This is a genomic window from Proteus hauseri, assembly GCF_004116975.1.
GTDB lineage: Bacteria > Pseudomonadota > Gammaproteobacteria > Enterobacterales > Enterobacteriaceae > Proteus > Proteus hauseri.
The window spans coordinates 905,461-922,415 of the sequence record NZ_CP026364.1 but is presented as its reverse complement, the minus strand read 5'-3'; the positions used below and the strand labels follow the sequence as shown (position 1 = coordinate 922,415).

Genomic DNA, 16,955 nt, shown 5'->3' with positions numbered 1-16,955 from the left:
ATCCTAGTTTTTCTACGGTATATTATTTTTTAATAATGGTCTTATCTTCAGATGTATTGTGTTTACCAATAGCATCAAATAACGCTTGTGTAGCCCAGCCATAACAGTAATAAAGCAGTGAATCACAAGCACTTTCTTCAGCAGCGATAACCGCTTCAATTAATTGATCTGCGGGTAAATTCCACATTTGAATACCGCTATAAATAAAGGTATTTGGTTGTGATATTTGGCGCACTCGATTATTTTGTTCTGCTACAAATCGAATAGGAAAGCCTTGCTGTTGAAATGTCTTGTAAGACAAGTCATAAGGCAGGTCGAATAAGCGTTTAAATGCGGTGAATGCACGTTCTTGGCTCTCACTATCATGAGCAAAATGGTTAATTAGTCCCTGAACATCAGCACCTCCGCCTAATTTATGGTAAGGGAAGTGTTTTAATGTTGAGCAATAGCGGGTTAACTCATGATAATCCTGCCCTAAAATCCAGCTATACGCTGGTGGCCATAAATCAAGCCATAAGGTAATACCACCCGCAGTTTGTTTTGCATCAGTCAGCAATTTTTCAACTAATTGCGTTACGCTTTGCTGGCGAAATTTTTGCCATGCTTTGAGTAATGGCTCTTCTTTTAATGCGGTAACTGGGGTGTCAAAATCACCTTGTTTTAATAAATCAGCTAATGCAGCAAGACGGCTTTTTATTTGCTCGACCGCTAAGCCTTGTTGCACCATTTTCTTTTCGCAATGAGGGCAAAAACAGGTAAATAATCCGGCGGGATTAACTTCTTTACCTGCCCAATCGGGAAAGCGAATTCGGTCGATTAAAAAGGTATCGTAGCCGTAGTTTTGTTTTAATGCTGTGAATGTCTTTTGCCAAAGTTGTGCGACATCAGGGGCGTTAGGACAAAGCCAATGCGCTTGTGGACGCCCTTTAAAATCGACAACTTGATTATTTTCTACCTCGCCAATGAAATCACCGTTGAGGATATTTGCCCAGGGTATGACTTTGTATTTCCCGCCATCTGTTGCTTTTTTAATGACCATTAACGGATCTTCGCCCGCTAAAATAGTCGGATCAACTCGTTGGCTAAGGTGAGGAAAATCGGTATTTGTCTTAATGTGTAGGGTACCCGTGCCCATAACTACATTATGAACAGGGTTATGAGGCAAGTTACCTACAGGATAAGGGTTGCGTTCAAAAATTGTATTAATTTCAACAAAAAGATGCTCCACATGCTTCATACCATCAAGGCGCTGAAGAATGGCTGACATGCCTTCGTCTAAAATATCATGAGGATGAAGATGTATTCCTGCCATGAGTTGCTCCCATCTCGTTTAATAGACTCTTTTATTTAGGGTTATCTCAGTTGGATTTCGGGCATAAACTGAATAGAAGGGTAAGCCGTTGCAAGGGCTAATATGGCGATGCCATATAACGGGCCTTTTTCCCATAGTTCAGAAAGCTCGATACTTACTTTTGTGTTAGCAAATAAATGTCTCTCTAAATTTGCTTGTACACGCGGTAAAAAAGCCTCAGCTGAACGTGTAATTCCTCCGGTTAGTACCACTTTTTCTAGATTCGCAATGGCAACTAAATTCATAATACCTATAGCAAGATAGTCCGCCATTTCTTCAATTAATGACTGAGCAAGTGAGTCGCCTTGTTGAACTGCGTTAATAATTTCAATGGCGCTAAGGTGCTCATCACGTAAACCTGCCATGCGTTCGCTTAAGCCAGAGCCAGAACAAAAGCTTTCAAAACAGCCTTTATTACGCCAGTTACGAAAAAGGTGATCGCGGGCAAACATCATATAGCCAATTTCACCTGCAGCATTGTTTGCGCCGCGGATCACTTTTCCATCCATCAATAGTGCCGAACCTAAACCTGTTCCGATGCCGATTAGTGCACAGCTATGAGTGTGGCGACAACGTCCTTTCCACATTTCCCCCACAAGTGCAGCACGAATGTCATTTTCCAGAACAACCTGTACGCCAAGCTTGTTTGTAAGATGTTGTGCTAATGGCAAATTATCCCATTGTGGTAAATTGGGTGAGCCTTCAAGTACAACCCCATTTTTGATATCGATGATCCCTGGTGTGGCAACGCCGATAACATTGATCTTTTTGCGGTCTACGCCGCTTTTATCGATCACATTCTCAATACTTTGTGCAAATTTGGCTAAAAAGAGTTCACGATCATCCGTGTCAAAGGTTGGTTCTTGATACTCATAAAGTAGGTCAGCATTTAAGTTAAAAACGGCATACGCAATTTTTGTTCCACCTAAATCAACACTCACACCTAGGCTATGCTGAGGATCGTAATTAACTAATATGCCTCTTCTACCTTGCCCTGACTGATCGCTAATTCCACTTTCATAAACGATTTTTTCTTCAAGTAAATCATTGATGATCTCAGATACCGTTGCTTTTGTGATGCCACTTATTTTTGCAATCTGAGCACGTGACAAAGGGCCTTGATGGCGAATGACATTTAATACAAGAGAAGCATTCATTTGCCGTAATGTATTGGGCACGTTAGGTGTCACGCTGTTACTCCATTTGTTTAGAAACAAAACTAAAAGGTGTTTTTTTTATATGAAATCGTTTATTAATGATATTTATGCACCTAATTATATTTTTTGTAAAGTATAAAACAGCTAATTAGTTTGGAAACCATCCCAATTGCGTAACAGATCACAATTTATTGACTTGTTTAATCGGTGACCTCGTTTCTAAAAGATATTTTCTACGGATATTTTTAATTGAATAAAACAACTAAAATAAAAATGTCATTTATTTTATGAAAAAAGGAATGCTGATGAAAAAGGGCGTGATATTAAGAACCATAATTGGGGGAATGTTGTTATTTCCACTTTATTCACAAGCAATTACATTAAGTGGGTATCTTGAAGTAAAACAACTTCTTACGCAGGAAAAAACCAGCGAAGAGTTTAAATCGATTTCTCAAGCTTACTTTAATGGTATTGCTAACGGTTTTAATTTTTATGCAGTTGCAGTAAAAATTCACAATAAAGATACTGATTTTAAATTACTTTATTGTCCACCGCCTAAGACGATACAAAATGCAGATTTTATGGTTGAACATTTGGATAACTACTTGGAAAAAAATCCTTTAGTCAAAAAGAAACAGGCTGATAGCCCTATCGAGTTAATTTATATTGCAGCATTACAAGATGCTTATCCTTGCGAAGATTAAAATAAAAATAGCCACAATCCTTGTGGCTAAAACGATTTGGTGTGCTCTTTTTCTTGTTATTTACTTCAGGTTGCCTCTCTCATAAGCCCCTTGATGGAAGACACTCAAGCTGTTGCTGGTTGTGCTTGTTTTACTGAAACAAGATGGCAGCAATCGCTATCACCGGTTTTCTCAAAAGTAGATAAACGGGTAATTAAGAGTGAATTCATGTCTGTTAATAATCCATCTGCATGTAGTTTTTGCATGATGCTTTCATCGCAATCAGTATGATTTTTGCGTTGATAAGCCACAGGTGTTACACCGCGTAATACAGTGAGCTGCCCTGCTAATACGGGATTATCAGTTAATGCATAAACGGTATTATTTGGCATAAAACGTGATAATAAAGTCACTGATTTGCCGTTTTCTGTCAGAGCCGCAACACTAAGATGTTTGTCATCATGAAATGCTGTTGTTGCAGCAGCTAAGGCTATCCAACGTCCTGTTTGTGCATAATAAGAAGGTGATTGCCACGGATTTTCTGCATTAGCAGCAAAAGAACGTTCTGCACCTTCAGCAACGCGTGCCATTGCGCTTACTGCTTCAACCGGATATTTACCTGCCGCAGTTTCGGCAGATAACATTACGGCATCAGTACCATCGCCTATGGCGTTAGCGATATCCATCACTTCTGCGCGCGTTGGCATTGGGCTTTCAATCATTGACTCCATCATTTGCGTTGCTGTAATCACAGGGCAACCCAAAGCACGACAACGAGCAATTAACTGTTTTTGTGCCCCAGGTAAACTTGCATCCCCAATTTCTACGGCTAAATCGCCACGAGCAACCATAATGACATCAGAGGCGTTAATGATATCGTCCATATTTTCTTCACAGGAAACGACTTCTGCACGCTCTACTTTTGCCACGATTTTTGCATTACTACCGGCAGCGATAATCAGTTCACGAGCGTATTCAATATCTGCGCCATTACGAGGGAATGAAACGGCGATATAATCTGCTTTAATTGCAGCTGCTGTGTGTATGTCTTGCTTGTCTTTATCAGTTAATGCAGGGGCAGATAACCCACCACCCAGTAAGTTAATGCCTTTACGGTTAGAAAGCTTTCCGCCTACAGTAACTTTGGTTTCAATTTTATTATTATTTACGCCACTGACTTGTAATTGAATATTACCGTCGTCCAGTAACAGAATATTCCCTGGTGTAACTTCTTGAACAAGTTGCGGATAATCTAAGCCAACTTGTTGCTCATCACCTAATGTTGCATCGAGATCTGCATTTAGGATAAAGCTATCGCCTTGCTGTAATTGAATAGAATCATTTTTAAAGTTAGCGATACGAATTTTCGGGCCTTGCAGGTCAGCTAAGATCCCGATGAATACACGATGTTTTTCTGCGACCTGACGGATAGTTGCGGCTGTTGCCTGATGTTGTTCGCTAGTGCCATGTGAAAAATTTAAACGAAATACGTTAGCGCCTGCCAGAATCAGTTTTTCAATCATCTGTTCTGAGCAGCTAGCTGGGCCAAGAGTCGCAACAATTTTAGTCTTACGCATAATGACATTCTCTTTTTAAGGAGGGATGCCTAATAGCATCCCTCAGTGACAACTTAATTAATTCATTAATTCATTAATTCATGGTGACTTTTTTCGCATTCCAGACTAGCGTAGCTAAGATCATGGAAACGATGGCAGAACCAATCCAGAAGTACTGTACTGTAGTGAAGTCGTAGTGAGTGATATCGCCAACTTCAGTCACTTTAATCAGTGATGCTGAAATTAACTCTTGAGCAGAGGCTGCGATGTAAGCAAACAGTCCAATAAAGCCTTTTACTGCACCTACTGCGTTTTTCGGCATCAGATCACAAGCGGTTAAACCTGCTAAGAACACAACCAGACCACCCATTGCGAAACCAACCATACTTAATGCAACGGCATCCATTACACGGTTTTGAGGACCCCAGAACATCAGTGCGAAACCTGCGATGTTAGCAAGACCATAAATCAGTGTAGGAATATGACGGTTAGCGTTAAATAGTTTGTCAGACGCCATACCCGCTAAGATTGCGCCAAAGAAGCCAGCAATAGGGTAGGTAGACATTGCAAAACCAGCATCAATCAGTGAGTATCCTTTTGAACCTTGTAGGTAAAGGACAGCCCATGAGCTGATTGCATAGCGAGAGATGTACATTGCCGCACAAGCTGCTGCGATAATCCATACAGTAGGTTGTTTTAAAACAAATAGTTGAGCACGACGAGTTTCTTTCGGGTCACTTGATTTAACGGTTTCTGAATCTTCGCCATAAGCTGTTGCTGGGTCAGGTAAACCATAAGTACGAGGACGGTCTTTTAAGATCATCAGTAAAATGATACCCGCAGCAATACCTGCGATACCTGCACCAATGAAACCTGCACGCCAGCCGAAGAAGCTCACTATAGTGGCTGTTAAGATCCAAGTGATAGCTTCACCGATATTACGTGAACCACCCCAGATGGAATAAACGGTACCGCGTTGTTTTGGTGAGAACCATTGGAAGATCGACACACAAGAAGGTGCTGAACCTACAGATTGGAACCAACCATTAATACCCCATAACAGGATAAAGAACAGGCTAGCGGTTGACATCCCCATAAAAATACAAATGAAAGAAGATGCAATCAATGAGATGGACATAAAGCGTCCGATATTGGCATAATCTGACAAGAAACCGTTAGAGAACTTACCAAATGCGTAGGTAAAGAAGAACGCAGAACCCATTAAACCGAGCTCAGACGTTGTTACGATACCCGCATCCAGCATAGGTTTTTTCACCACACTGAGTGCCATACGGACTACATAGAACATGGCATAGCCAAGAACGAGGCCGAGGAAGACCTGCCATTGATGCTTTTTATATATTGCGCGGATCTTTTCACTTGACGCTTCTAACAGCGGCAGATCCTTTCTGGTTTTAAAGAAACTTAGCATAGAGATGACTCCGAATATTATTCATGTCTGAAGCTGATTTTGGTTTTCAGAGCTGATGCTATTCATTTAGGCCATCTTGTTGCAAAAGTGGGTTTTTGAGTCAGCGATGACACATTCGGCTCAATTGATGAGTCAAATTTGTAACATCGCTATTTGGTGTTGGTTTAAAAATGAGTGAAGATATCGTCGTATCATTTCTACAAATGAGTCATTAAAGACTCATCAGCTAAAAATAATAAATATTGCTAAATATCAGAAGTTTGAAGTTCGACACATTTTTATGTTTATTCAAAATAAAACCAGGGGTATGTCATGAGAATAAAAATAACACTTAGCCTCGTCTGTTTACTGTTTAGTTGGCTGTTTATCACGCCTGTGCGTAGTGATGAACAGCCTCTCATTATTCTGACGACACTTTCTGATACACCAATGCGGCCTTTAACCGAGGCATTTAGCGCTCGTTATCCTGATACAAAAGTTCAGGTTGTGTATCGTCGCGTTGCTATTGCGACGCGTATGATGAAGCAGTATCCAACACAACCTGTTGATATTGTTATGTCATCTTCAGCAAACTTCTTTCATCATTTAGATAGAGAAGGCTTACTGGCACGTTTGCCCGTTAAGTATGAAACGCCAAAATGGTTAATGCGTCATAGCGATATTTTAAATGATAAAATAACCACTGTCGGTTATTCCGGCATTGGTATTATGAGTAATACACAGTATTTACAAAAACATGGTATTCCAGCACCTAGAAGTTGGGTTGATCTGAGTAATCCAATTTATCAAGGGCACCTCACTATGACGACGCCTGCAAACTCTGGCACTATGCAATTGATGGTTGAAAATGTATTGCAAGAGTACGGTTGGGATAAGGGCTGGCAGATTCTCCTTGAGACTAGCGGAAATTTATCTTCCATTTCAGCGCGTAGTGCTCGTGTTGGTGATGCCATTGCTAGGGGCATTGTTGGCGCAGGGCCTATTATTGATAACTATGCTTTTAATCACCAAAAACGCTTTGATTTTGTTGAATTTAGCTATTTCGATAAATCGATCATTTTGCCTGCTTATTTAGCGATAGTGGCTGAAAGTAGTAAACGTGAAACGGCGGCAAAATTTATTGCCTTTCTTTTGTCTGATGAAGGGCAAGAGATTATTTATAAAAGCGATATGGCCAAAATTCCACTAAGCAAAGAAATCTTAGGCAATAACGATGAGCTGGCAAATAACACCGAATTTATCTTAAATAGCAATGAAGCTTATCGTCGAAGTGAAGTTGTTAACGCGCTATTTGACCAAATGATCACCCATAATTTCCCTTTAATGAGACAAGTATGGAATGACATTCATGAAGCCGAAAAACAAGAAAACAAAACACCTGAGCGAGTTTTAGCAATCAGTAAAGCAAGAAAAATAGCCAGTACAGTATTAATTAGTGAGAAAGAAGCCAATTCTCCGACACTTCAAGCGTTATTTATGAAAGAAGCTGATCAACGAGAATATTCAGATCAAGCATTGGCTGTGCTTTATCAATGGCGTACACAAGAAGCACAAAATCTAGAGCAAGCACTGGCTTTACTTAAAGAAACTAAATCACCCTGATCGCCTTGTGGTACAGATATACAGCAGGAAGCGCTGTTTTAATGAAAGGTATTACGGATGAAAATATTGATGCCTAAGCAATTTGGCAAACTAGGTAGACGCCTTTATATGGCGTTTACTTTTAGTTCATTACTCACCTTACTTATTGGTGTAATTATCTTTTTTATGTGGGGAAAACTGGCGACACAAATTAATGCGTCAGTGGGAGATTCTCTACCTATGTTGACCACAAGCTATAATATGGAGCGTTATAGCACCAATTTACAAATGCTATTAAAAGAGCGAGAACAGACTCAACGTAAATCAATTTCAGATCAACAAAAACAAGAGATTCATCAGTTACTTGATAACTTGCGTCAGTTTCCAATAGAACAAAAACCGCAACGAGACTTTTATACTCATTTAGTCGATGAGTTAACAAATATTATTGCTGAACAAGATGTTTTATTAGATAAACGGCGTGAACTCGAAAATAGGCTGGCTCAATTGCTAGGGCAACTTGCGTGGATGCATGATGCTGTGGGAGAAGATATTAAACCGCTACTCAATGAAATTGAGTGGCATGTTAGTCAGATGATCCAAGAGAAAAACGTTCAAGAAAATAGCTTGCAGTTATTGCTGGAATCAACACTCTTACAAGAGTTATTTACGACGGAAAATGAACTTATTAGTTTAGTTGAAGAGATTGCGCATCAACGCTATAGCCGTGATATTGATGTCGCCTTTCACTATATTAATGTTAAAATTGATGAAATTATTGCATTAAATCAAAAGCTAAAAAATTTCCCATCAACCATTGCTCATCGCCAAGTCTTGCAAGAAATTATTGCTATCACTCGTTATGGTGGTGATATTTATCAAACCTTACTTGATGATGTTGAAAACGAAAAAAAGCTTAAAGCATTAACGCCGGAGCTGACTCAAAAACTAACACAATTTGATGATGCTGTACGTGGTAATGTTTTTGCAACCACGGAATCTCTTAATGAGCTAAATGCGAATACACGTAAGCTAATGGGAACAGGAAAAATCGTTATTGTTGTGATTATTGTCGTATCGCTGTTACTCAGTATTATTGTGATGAAAATTCTGATTGATAGACGATTAATCGCAAGACTCAATAAATTAAGTGACGATTTAGCTAATGTGGCGAAAGGGAATTTAACCGAGCCTGTTTTAATTGATGGCCAAGATGAGATTGGTTTGTTAAGTCGGCGTTTACGGCGATTTTGGCGACAAATGAAGGAAGTTGAAACCAGTAATGCGCTAAATTTAATTAACAATACCGATGCAAGTTTAATTACGTGTCATCATGATGGCAGAATAGAAACGGTTAACCCAAGTGCGGCATCTTTATTAGGAACTGGAAAAGAGCAAAGTAACAAGCCGTTATGGCTGCTCTTTAATGGTGAAGCCAGCACTATGTTAAAAGCACAGTTTGGCTCTACTAGTCAGCTTTATCGCTTAGGTCAAAGTGAATGTATTATCCGAATGATAAAAGCAGGAGAACCGCATTTCTTGCAATTTAATATTCGTGAATACCCTCATAAAGAAGAACATAAATATATTGTCACCATTACCGATATTACTCGCCAAGAGTTAAGTCGATTAGAGCTTCAGCGTCTTGTTGCGCTGAAAACTCAAGATTTACAAGAGAAAAACCAGCAGTTAAATGAAGAGATAGTACGCAGAGAGCAAGCGCAAAAGCATCTCATTCAGACACAAGAAGAGCTAGTTCAAGCAGCAAAAATGGCGGTTGTCGGTCAGGCAATGACGAGTTTAGCGCATGAGCTTAACCAGCCACTCTCGGCGATTAATACCTATCTGTATAGTGCAAAACTCACTATACAGATGCAGAAGTATGAGCAATTACCTGATTCTATTGAACGTATCGAAAAACTATGTGCTCGAATGAATCGAATTATTACGGCACTGCGTAATTTCTCAAGAAAATCATCATCTGAAATTAGTTTTGTTTCAGCACCATTAAAAGAGCTGGTGGAAAGCGCTATGGTGTTGGTAGAGTCTCGTTCTAAACGACAGCAATGTAAAATAATTAATAATGTGCCTGATGAGCTGACTATCTGTGCCGATCCGACACAAATAGAGCAAGTATTAGTTAACTTATTTGTTAATGCGATGGATGCGATAGCGGGCATTGGTGAAAGTCAGATTTCAATCGATCTCTTATCTGTTGACCCTAAACGTAAACTAGTTGGTATTGCTGATAGTGGTAAAGGATTTAATCCCGATGTTTTACCTAAACTCTTCACGCCATTTACCACCACAAAAGATGTCGGATTGGGATTAGGGTTATCTATTTGCCGTTCTATTATGCAACGGTTTGGTTATGATATTTATTTGGCATCAGCGTTAAACGGTGGCGCCATGGTTGTTTTGGAGTTTACTAATGACACAATCACTAATGCCTGATGTTGATGTTCTATTAATTGATGATGATGAAGATATTCTTGAGTCTTATCGTCATTTACTCAATCTTGCTGGTATGGTTGCCAGAGTTACTGACTCACCTGAAAAAGCATTAAAGGCATTAACGCCAGAGTGGCAAGGTGCTGTGGTATTGGATATTTACATGCCAGCGATGAACGGTATGGAAGTATTAGAGCGTATTAAACAGATTGATCCTCGTATTCCCGTCATTATGATCACTGGACACGGCGATATACCGCTAGCTGTTGAAGCGGTTAAAAAAGGGGCTTATGATTTTATTGAAAAACCAATAAATCCCCCAGCCTTTTTAGAATTAGTGGCTAAGGCGCACAAAGAACGACTCTCAACCCTTGCGCTTAGAAACACCATGATCAACACCACACAAGAGCGTTTAGTGGGTGATAGTGCACAAATTACGGCGATCAGAGAGCAAGTTCAGCAACTTGCTGATATTGATAAAGATTTAATGATTGAAGGTGAAATGGGCACTGGCCGTCATCTACTTGCTCAGCTTTTGCATGAATTAAGTCCACGTAATGAGCAAAGTATTCAAACTGTTGATTGTCAAAACCTACCTGACATTAAGCAAGTCATTGCTCAAATTGAAACAGAGGGTATTGGCACGCTGATTTTACGTTCACCTTACTATTTATCTTCAGAAGCTCAGCGTTGGTTAAGTTCTTATTTATTAGATATAGAACGTCAAGGTAAGCGCCATTTTAGAACTATTGCTATTTTAGAAAATAACACGCAAGAACTAGTGACTGACGGGCGATTAATTCCTGAGTTCTATTATTATTTCTCGCAAATTACTTTTTCATTGCCGCCATTAAGCGCGCGACGTCCAGATATTATTCCGCTATTTAGGGCTTTTTTACGCCAAAGTGCGCAACGCTTAGGGATCGCTATTCCTAAAATAGATCGTAATTATCTCGATATTTTAAAACGGTATGATTGGCCAGGAAATATTCGTGAACTGCGTAATGTTGCTGAATTGTATGCGGTTGGTATTGTGAAAATGGTCGATAGTGAGCAGCATCGGGCTATTATTCCACCAGAAGGGCCTCTTGATAATTTAGTTGATGAATATGAACGTCGTTTAATTGAAGATGCATTATATCTATTTGCGGGGCGTGTGAGTGATGTGGCAGATTATTTAGGTATTCCACGTAAAAAGCTTTATTTACGTATGAAAAAACATGATTTAGATAAAGATAGCTATAAACCGAAAATGTAATTAGAAGATGGATAAAACCAGCTTTACAGATAATTAATCATAAAGAAGCGCCTAAACGGCGCTCTTTAACATATTCTTTTGCTGCAAGATAAGAACTAAAATTATCGTGAGGCGAGAGTCACAAAATCACCCGACCATTTACTGGTAAATTCAATGCGTAGTGACCCTTCCCATGAGCCATTGGGTAATGATGCTAAAGGTGCTGATTGATTATTATTGATTAGATTAAATAAAAAAGCGCTCTGCATATTTTTAAGCTCACTTTTTTCTTCTTCGCTATTTGTTGCAACTAATCCGCCATTAACCCCTTTATGACTATCAAGAATGGTTATTTCGTTATGTGTAGATAATGGCTTACCATTCCAATGTGTATTAACTGTTAATACTGATTTATCTGCTGGGTTTTTTAGTTCATTGCTAATAATTTTTGAGGTTAATTTAAAATCTGTCGCACCTTCAGCATCTTTAACCGTGATATCAAAAGATCCTGATTGTGAATTAAAACGTTTTTCATTTTCAGCAAATTCAAAATGCAGTGCATTTAAAGGTGTTATTGTTAATTCACTCTGCGGTTTTTTTACTGCTGTTGCACGCCAGCTTGCAGTGGTTTGCAATGATAAAACCTCTGCAGAATAGGCTGCATGAGTAACAAAAAAAGTAAGTAGTAATACTAAATATGAGGTCATTTTTTTCATGGTTTATTCCTAAACGGTAAAGTCGATGTTAATAGCTATATCGGCTAAGAAATATTTTTCATGAATATGTTTATTTTACTATTTAGATAGTCAAAAAACGAGCATCCATAAGAAAAATTATTAAATTAATTTGAAAAATATTTTATTTTAATATTCGTAAAAAATAGGAATAAAGTGTAATAAATTTTTTTAAATGGTGAATGATGTAAAGTTTAAATATATCAATATATTAAAGATATCACCTGGTCAATTGTTGATTGAATTCTTAATGTAAAGCAACATAAATATTAAAAAGGATAAGTTACTCTAAGGAATTATATATTTAAAAAAATAATATATTCTATGTTGTTAAATTATTTTTTTAATAAATTGGATTCAAAAAATGAGAATCAATCAAGGAAAATAGTAAGGAAAATAAGTATAAAAACGTAGCTCTAAGTAAAGAAAAATAGACAGAAGCAAAGGTTAGTATCAGATAATTAAACTAAAAAATAATAAATAGGGAGGTGTAATTATTTGTGATGGACTTATCATAAATAATCTTTAAAATATAATACTGTATGTATTCACAGTGTTCTGTGAAGGTAGACGACACATGAAGTGTCTTTTTAATAAAATAAGGATGTTATTATGAAAAATATTAATATAGAAAAAAGTGCTTACATTAATCAAAATGCTAATGTTTTTGTGGTTAATGATAATGCTAAATTAATGGCAATGGGAGCAGAGCCTGAACCCGCTTATGTTTATTCCCAAAGTAATAACTCAGAAATTGTATGTTTTGAGGAGGGAGCACAAATATACGGCGATTCGAGTGAAGTTATTTATGAAAATCCTGCCGAGTTTACTCCTACGACCAATAATAAATTTGTTACTTTTGCTGAAAATACAATTATCTGTCCTGGCAATAAATCAGTAAACTGTGCTTTTGGTAATGGTGCTATTTTTTATACAGGATATGAGTTATTAAAAGGGCAAGAGTTAACTAATAAAACAAACTCTTATAATGATTATAAATTTTTAGAAAATAGCATTTGTTTTTCTTCTGGAAATGATTCAACTATTTATACATCTCCTTCTAACTATTGTGTTATTAATGCTAAGTTAATTACTACAGGTAATTATTCTCATATCGATGATTATTCACCTGCATCTAATAATATTATTTTATCAACGGGTGATAAAAATAGAGTCGGCTCAAAGGGCTGTCGTGCATTATTATCAACGGGTGATAATGTGTATGCTAGAATTGAAAACGCAGCATTAAGCGAAAAAGTTAATTATCTTGTTGAAAAACAAGAGGTTGTTTGCTTGGGTAAAGAGAGTCGAGTTTCTACTGATAACAAATCAATTGTTATTGTAAAAGAAGATATGGAATGGGTTAAAGTGGGTATCAAAAGTATTTTGGCGGTTATAACCATGATAAATGATCGGCCTGATATTTTGCTTTTTTACACAGAGAATGAAGAGAATGAATATCCGGCCAATATTACGGATACACAAAAAATCAACTCGAGTTGGTATTATAAATTAAATGAAAATAAAGAATTAGTTAAAGTGAATAACCCAAATTATCAACCTTAATTTTATTTAAATAAAAGGTCACTTTGGTGACCTTTTTAATTTAAATAATTATTTTTAGCTATTCTTTAAAACAGTCACTTTTTAATGAAATATAACGATCAAACGCGATAATCAGTTGCTTATGTTCTTTCTTAAGCCAAGAGTGTTGGTAACTTTCACCGGGTAATAATTGTAATATTTTTGCATTTTCTTCTTCTGAATCACATTTATCATTCAGAAGTAGACGGAAATAAGTATTACCTGTATTTGTTATTGTGCCTGCAATATTATCGTGATTATAAGCAAAATTAAGCTCACGAGGACGTATCACCATCACTGTATTTAATCCAACAGTAGGAACCACCAAAGGCTGCTTGGTATTTTCATTATAAGGCACTAAATTTACCGGAGTTTCTTCAATAATAATTCGGTAATAGCGCTCTTTATTATCGCTAGCTCCTTTATAAAATAATTTAAAAAATTCATGCTCGCCAGGTAATAATACTTTCTGCAATGGTGTATAAAGTATTTCACCATTTTCTATGGGAAGTTGCACTTCATCCTTCTCTTTACCACCCGGTTTTTCAATTTTATAAATATGAATTTTATAGAGGTTTGTTCTATCAGTATTATTTAGATAAGTGCGCGAAAAAAAAGTTTTATTTGATTCTAAAGTAAACACCTCAGAATCAACATAAAGTGCATTGGCATAAAAAGAATATCCAAAAAAGATTAGTGCGCCTATCGCTTTTAATAGTGTGTACATAACAGGCTTTCCAATGATAAATTTAAAATAAGTTATCTAATAGTACCGCAAAATTAGAATAATGTGGTGATAATCCTATTAGACATAATAAAAAGAAAACGGATAAAAATAGGTACTTATATCTGTTGGCTATACATTAATGAATATCAGTATCAGACCATTTAGTAAATACAGTTACATAACCGCTTGCTTATACGGTACCAATTCAGTTTTCACATGCTAATAAATAAAGAGAAATACCTTCATTTATGGGAAATGAGAGTTATAAATCAGTATGGTAAAAATAGCCTTCTAGTTGATAAGGATAAAGCCATGTGTTTTCTGTTCATAACGAGTAAGATTAATTGGCGCATTATTACAGGTATTTCTTGCTGATATTTTTGTCCATTTTGGTGGGGGCTAAGACAGATAAGCTGAAAAGGTACGTTATCTTTTGAGGTAAATAAGCAATAAGGCTAGCCTCTAATGGTGGATTGATAACCATCAACCGATGGGGTAATGGTTTGTATTCGACCAATATGGTTATACACTTACGTACTGGCTAACAATTTTGCATCAGATTTTTAAGTAGCCCAATACGGTGATCATTTGTTTTACTTCTGGTTAATGAACGGCGACGTTACTAGAATAAAGCACCACATGTTTCACTCAGCCAGCGGCGATATCAAAACTGTCTTCTCTGTTTTTATTATTTAGTCATTCTAATTTATAAGTGGCATAAGGGAATAAAGTTATTATTACCCTAGGTTAAACTTAATTTTTGCGTGTTTGATGAATTTTAAAATGGATGTATTAATTAATAACCAATTAAGTCTTTTATTGATGTTGATTATTTTTTGTAAATGATTAAATAAATCTTAATCCGATTATTCAATAAAGATGTAAATCAATAATAGTGATTATTATATTTTTAATTTTTATATATTTATAATAAATATTGAAACGTTAATTTAAAGTAAAATAACTATGCCTTATCTCGAATAAATTAAAGGCATAGTTATTTAATTAGTTTGCAGATATAGAGAAGGAGAGTGTGTTTTGGCTTGGCTCTAAAATTAGTTTCTGGTTATGTTGCACACTGAGTAAATCTTCACCTAGTTTGACCAGCATAAATAGTTGTAATTCTGAGGCGATTATTGCGCTATGAGAGCGATGATCTCCTTTGGCAAGCGCTATACCGAGGATCTTATCTCTTGCTAGTTTTATTACCGTTGACGGAAATATCTCTTCAGCAATTAAAATAACGGGGTGTGATGATTTAAAAATAGGCTTTATTTTCTGTTGTAGATGGTAAAGAACTTGATTACACAGATCACGTAAATCAAGTTCGCGTGCACGAATATAAGGATCGTGAAGATTTTGATAAGTTTGTGCGCGTATTTGCATTTCATCAAACCAAGCTTGTTGTGTGCTGAGTTTGTTATTTTTTATGCGCTCAATAACAGATGCTATTAATTCCTCATCATCTAACATCATGATATGGCCAGTAAAAATGGCAGCAACGTGTTCACCTATCTCTTTTTTTGCTTTTTTAGCATAATTTTTCAGATCATTAATTGTTTCATGTATTGCTTGAGTGAGCTGTTGTGTTTGTTCTTCAATAGTTAGTGTTCCTGTCACTTCGTCTGATGGAGCAAGTTGAGTTTCTTGCCAAATAAAAGCAGGAGCTTTAATTGAGGAGGGAGGAACTAATACGCCATGTAATGTCACTTTATCTAAAGAAGAAGTAAGTTCTTCACCGAATCCATTTTCAGCTAACTTAAGAAATGCTGCAATGGCTTCATTTTCTTGTTCGCCAGAGGCGATTAAAGTTATTTCATCACCTTTACGAATTTGTATTAGGGATAATTGATTTAAGCTCAAAGGATTAATTCGGCGATCACCTTTAATTAACTGGTAATCGGCTTGAAAAGTTGAAAGTAACTCGACAAGAGTGGCCGCTGGCCGAACATGTAATCCATTCGGATTAAGTATTACCCAACGGGCTTCTTTACCTTGAATTTTAGTTGGCAAAGTTAGATCACTTTGAGGCTGTGAGAAATTTTCACCTAATTGAATTTTTTTTGGATATAACGATTGTGAGGCTTCTTCTAACACTTTTTCCAGTGAAGCACCTGAAGATGCAGCGACAACTGCGGCTAATGTGCCTTCAACTAATGGTGCAGAACAAAGTGTGACTTTATTAGCTATTTCCGGTTCAAGTAGTTCCAACGCGGTTTCTGTGCTTAAAATAGCACTGCCTAAATCCATCATCACGACTATTGATTGTGCGTCTGCTAATGACTCTATTGCGGCCATAATTTTTATAGCATCAGTCCCAATAACATGTTCATCATCATTAACACCTGCCGCGACAGCGAGCCGACAATGATCAGGATTAATCATTTGGCTTGCAAGTTCTGCTACACCTTCAGCAAGGTGTTTACTATGCGAAACAATAACGATATTAATCATAATTGACC

At 37.1% G+C, this 16,955-nt stretch carries 12 protein-coding genes; 5 read left to right on the top strand and 7 right to left on the bottom strand.

What is annotated here, in order from left to right:
• Positions 1-22 precede the first annotated feature (22 nt).
• The gene (locus PH4a_RS04310; protein ID WP_129038023.1) at positions 23-1,312 is read right to left on the bottom strand and encodes a hypothetical protein; all 1,290 of its coding nucleotides are present in this window, start codon (positions 1,310-1,312) and stop codon (positions 23-25) included.
• Positions 1,313-1,353: 41 nt separating this feature from the next.
• Positions 1,354-2,541 (bottom strand): ROK family transcriptional regulator, encoded by a 1,188-nt coding sequence (locus PH4a_RS04305; RefSeq protein WP_244212930.1) that lies wholly within the window; start codon positions 2,539-2,541, stop codon positions 1,354-1,356.
• A 272-nt stretch (positions 2,542-2,813) separates the two neighbouring features.
• Here PH4a_RS04305 and PH4a_RS04300 point away from each other — a divergent pair, with 272 nt between their 5' ends.
• Positions 2,814-3,212, top strand: coding sequence for a Rap1a family protein (locus PH4a_RS04300; protein WP_129038021.1), 399 nt, complete (start codon positions 2,814-2,816; stop codon positions 3,210-3,212).
• A 104-nt stretch (positions 3,213-3,316) separates the two neighbouring features.
• Here the strand turns inward: PH4a_RS04300 and pyk are convergent, their stop codons facing one another.
• Both pyk and PH4a_RS04290 read right to left on the bottom strand, forming a co-directional pair.
• A complete protein-coding gene (pyk, locus tag PH4a_RS04295) occupies positions 3,317-4,768 on the bottom strand; it encodes a pyruvate kinase (RefSeq protein WP_129038019.1) in 1,452 nt (483 codons plus the stop codon).
• 73 nt (positions 4,769-4,841) lie between these two features.
• Positions 4,842-6,179: an MFS transporter gene (locus tag PH4a_RS04290; protein ID WP_064721095.1), complete on the bottom strand. Its 1,338-nt coding sequence runs from the start codon at positions 6,177-6,179 to the stop codon at positions 4,842-4,844.
• A gap of 312 nt (positions 6,180-6,491) precedes the next feature.
• Here PH4a_RS04290 and PH4a_RS04285 point away from each other — a divergent pair, with 312 nt between their 5' ends.
• The 3 genes from PH4a_RS04285 (at position 6,492) to PH4a_RS04275 (ending at position 11,469) form a co-directional block, all read left to right on the top strand.
• Complete coding sequence (locus tag PH4a_RS04285; protein WP_129038017.1) at positions 6,492-7,781, top strand: ABC transporter substrate-binding protein; 1,290 nt, start codon at positions 6,492-6,494, stop codon at positions 7,779-7,781.
• A 69-nt stretch (positions 7,782-7,850) separates the two neighbouring features.
• On the top strand, positions 7,851-10,214 hold the full coding sequence (locus tag PH4a_RS04280) for an ATP-binding protein (protein ID WP_244212929.1): 2,364 nt from the start codon (positions 7,851-7,853) through the stop codon (positions 10,212-10,214).
• On the top strand, positions 10,192-11,469 hold the full coding sequence (locus PH4a_RS04275) for a sigma-54-dependent transcriptional regulator (protein ID WP_129038013.1): 1,278 nt from the start codon (positions 10,192-10,194) through the stop codon (positions 11,467-11,469). Before PH4a_RS04280 ends, PH4a_RS04275 begins: the two co-directional genes overlap by 23 nt.
• A gap of 101 nt (positions 11,470-11,570) precedes the next feature.
• On the opposite strand, the gene PH4a_RS04270 is transcribed toward PH4a_RS04275, so the two are convergent.
• Positions 11,571-12,164 (bottom strand): common pilus major fimbrillin subunit EcpA, encoded by a 594-nt coding sequence (locus PH4a_RS04270; protein ID WP_129038011.1) that lies wholly within the window; start codon positions 12,162-12,164, stop codon positions 11,571-11,573.
• Positions 12,165-12,794: 630 nt separating this feature from the next.
• Here PH4a_RS04270 and PH4a_RS04265 point away from each other — a divergent pair.
• On the top strand, positions 12,795-13,748 hold the full coding sequence (locus tag PH4a_RS04265; RefSeq protein WP_129038009.1) for a hypothetical protein: 954 nt from the start codon (positions 12,795-12,797) through the stop codon (positions 13,746-13,748).
• 58 nt (positions 13,749-13,806) lie between these two features.
• Here PH4a_RS04265 and PH4a_RS04260 read toward each other — a convergent pair whose 3' ends face one another.
• Together PH4a_RS04260 and dhaM are read right to left on the bottom strand one after the other, a co-directional pair.
• Positions 13,807-14,493 (bottom strand): fimbrial biogenesis chaperone, encoded by a 687-nt coding sequence (locus PH4a_RS04260; RefSeq protein ID WP_129038007.1) that lies wholly within the window; start codon positions 14,491-14,493, stop codon positions 13,807-13,809.
• A gap of 1,005 nt (positions 14,494-15,498) precedes the next feature.
• Positions 15,499-16,947, bottom strand: coding sequence for a dihydroxyacetone kinase phosphoryl donor subunit DhaM (gene dhaM / locus PH4a_RS04255; RefSeq protein WP_129038004.1), 1,449 nt, complete (start codon positions 16,945-16,947; stop codon positions 15,499-15,501).
• Positions 16,948-16,955: the final 8 nt, after the last annotated feature.

Bases quoted from the DNA above. Each gene is read 5' to 3' on its own strand.
- PH4a_RS04310 (WP_129038023.1), bottom strand. From the start codon at position 1,312: ATGGCAGGAATACATCTTCATCCTCATGATATTTTAGACGAAGGCATG.
- PH4a_RS04300 (WP_129038021.1), top strand. From the start codon at position 2,814: ATGAAAAAGGGCGTGATATTAAGAACCATAATTGGGGGAATGTTGTTA.
- pyk (WP_129038019.1), bottom strand. From the start codon at position 4,768: ATGCGTAAGACTAAAATTGTTGCGACTCTTGGCCCAGCTAGCTGCTCA.
- PH4a_RS04290 (WP_064721095.1), bottom strand. From the start codon at position 6,179: ATGCTAAGTTTCTTTAAAACCAGAAAGGATCTGCCGCTGTTAGAAGCG.
- PH4a_RS04285 (WP_129038017.1), top strand. From the start codon at position 6,492: ATGAGAATAAAAATAACACTTAGCCTCGTCTGTTTACTGTTTAGTTGG.
- PH4a_RS04280 (WP_244212929.1), top strand. From the start codon at position 7,851: ATGCCTAAGCAATTTGGCAAACTAGGTAGACGCCTTTATATGGCGTTT.
- PH4a_RS04275 (WP_129038013.1), top strand. From the start codon at position 10,192: ATGACACAATCACTAATGCCTGATGTTGATGTTCTATTAATTGATGAT.
- PH4a_RS04270 (WP_129038011.1), bottom strand. From the start codon at position 12,164: ATGAAAAAAATGACCTCATATTTAGTATTACTACTTACTTTTTTTGTT.
- PH4a_RS04265 (WP_129038009.1), top strand. From the start codon at position 12,795: ATGAAAAATATTAATATAGAAAAAAGTGCTTACATTAATCAAAATGCT.
- PH4a_RS04260 (WP_129038007.1), bottom strand. From the start codon at position 14,493: ATGTACACACTATTAAAAGCGATAGGCGCACTAATCTTTTTTGGATAT.
- dhaM (WP_129038004.1), bottom strand. From the start codon at position 16,947: ATGATTAATATCGTTATTGTTTCGCATAGTAAACACCTTGCTGAAGGT.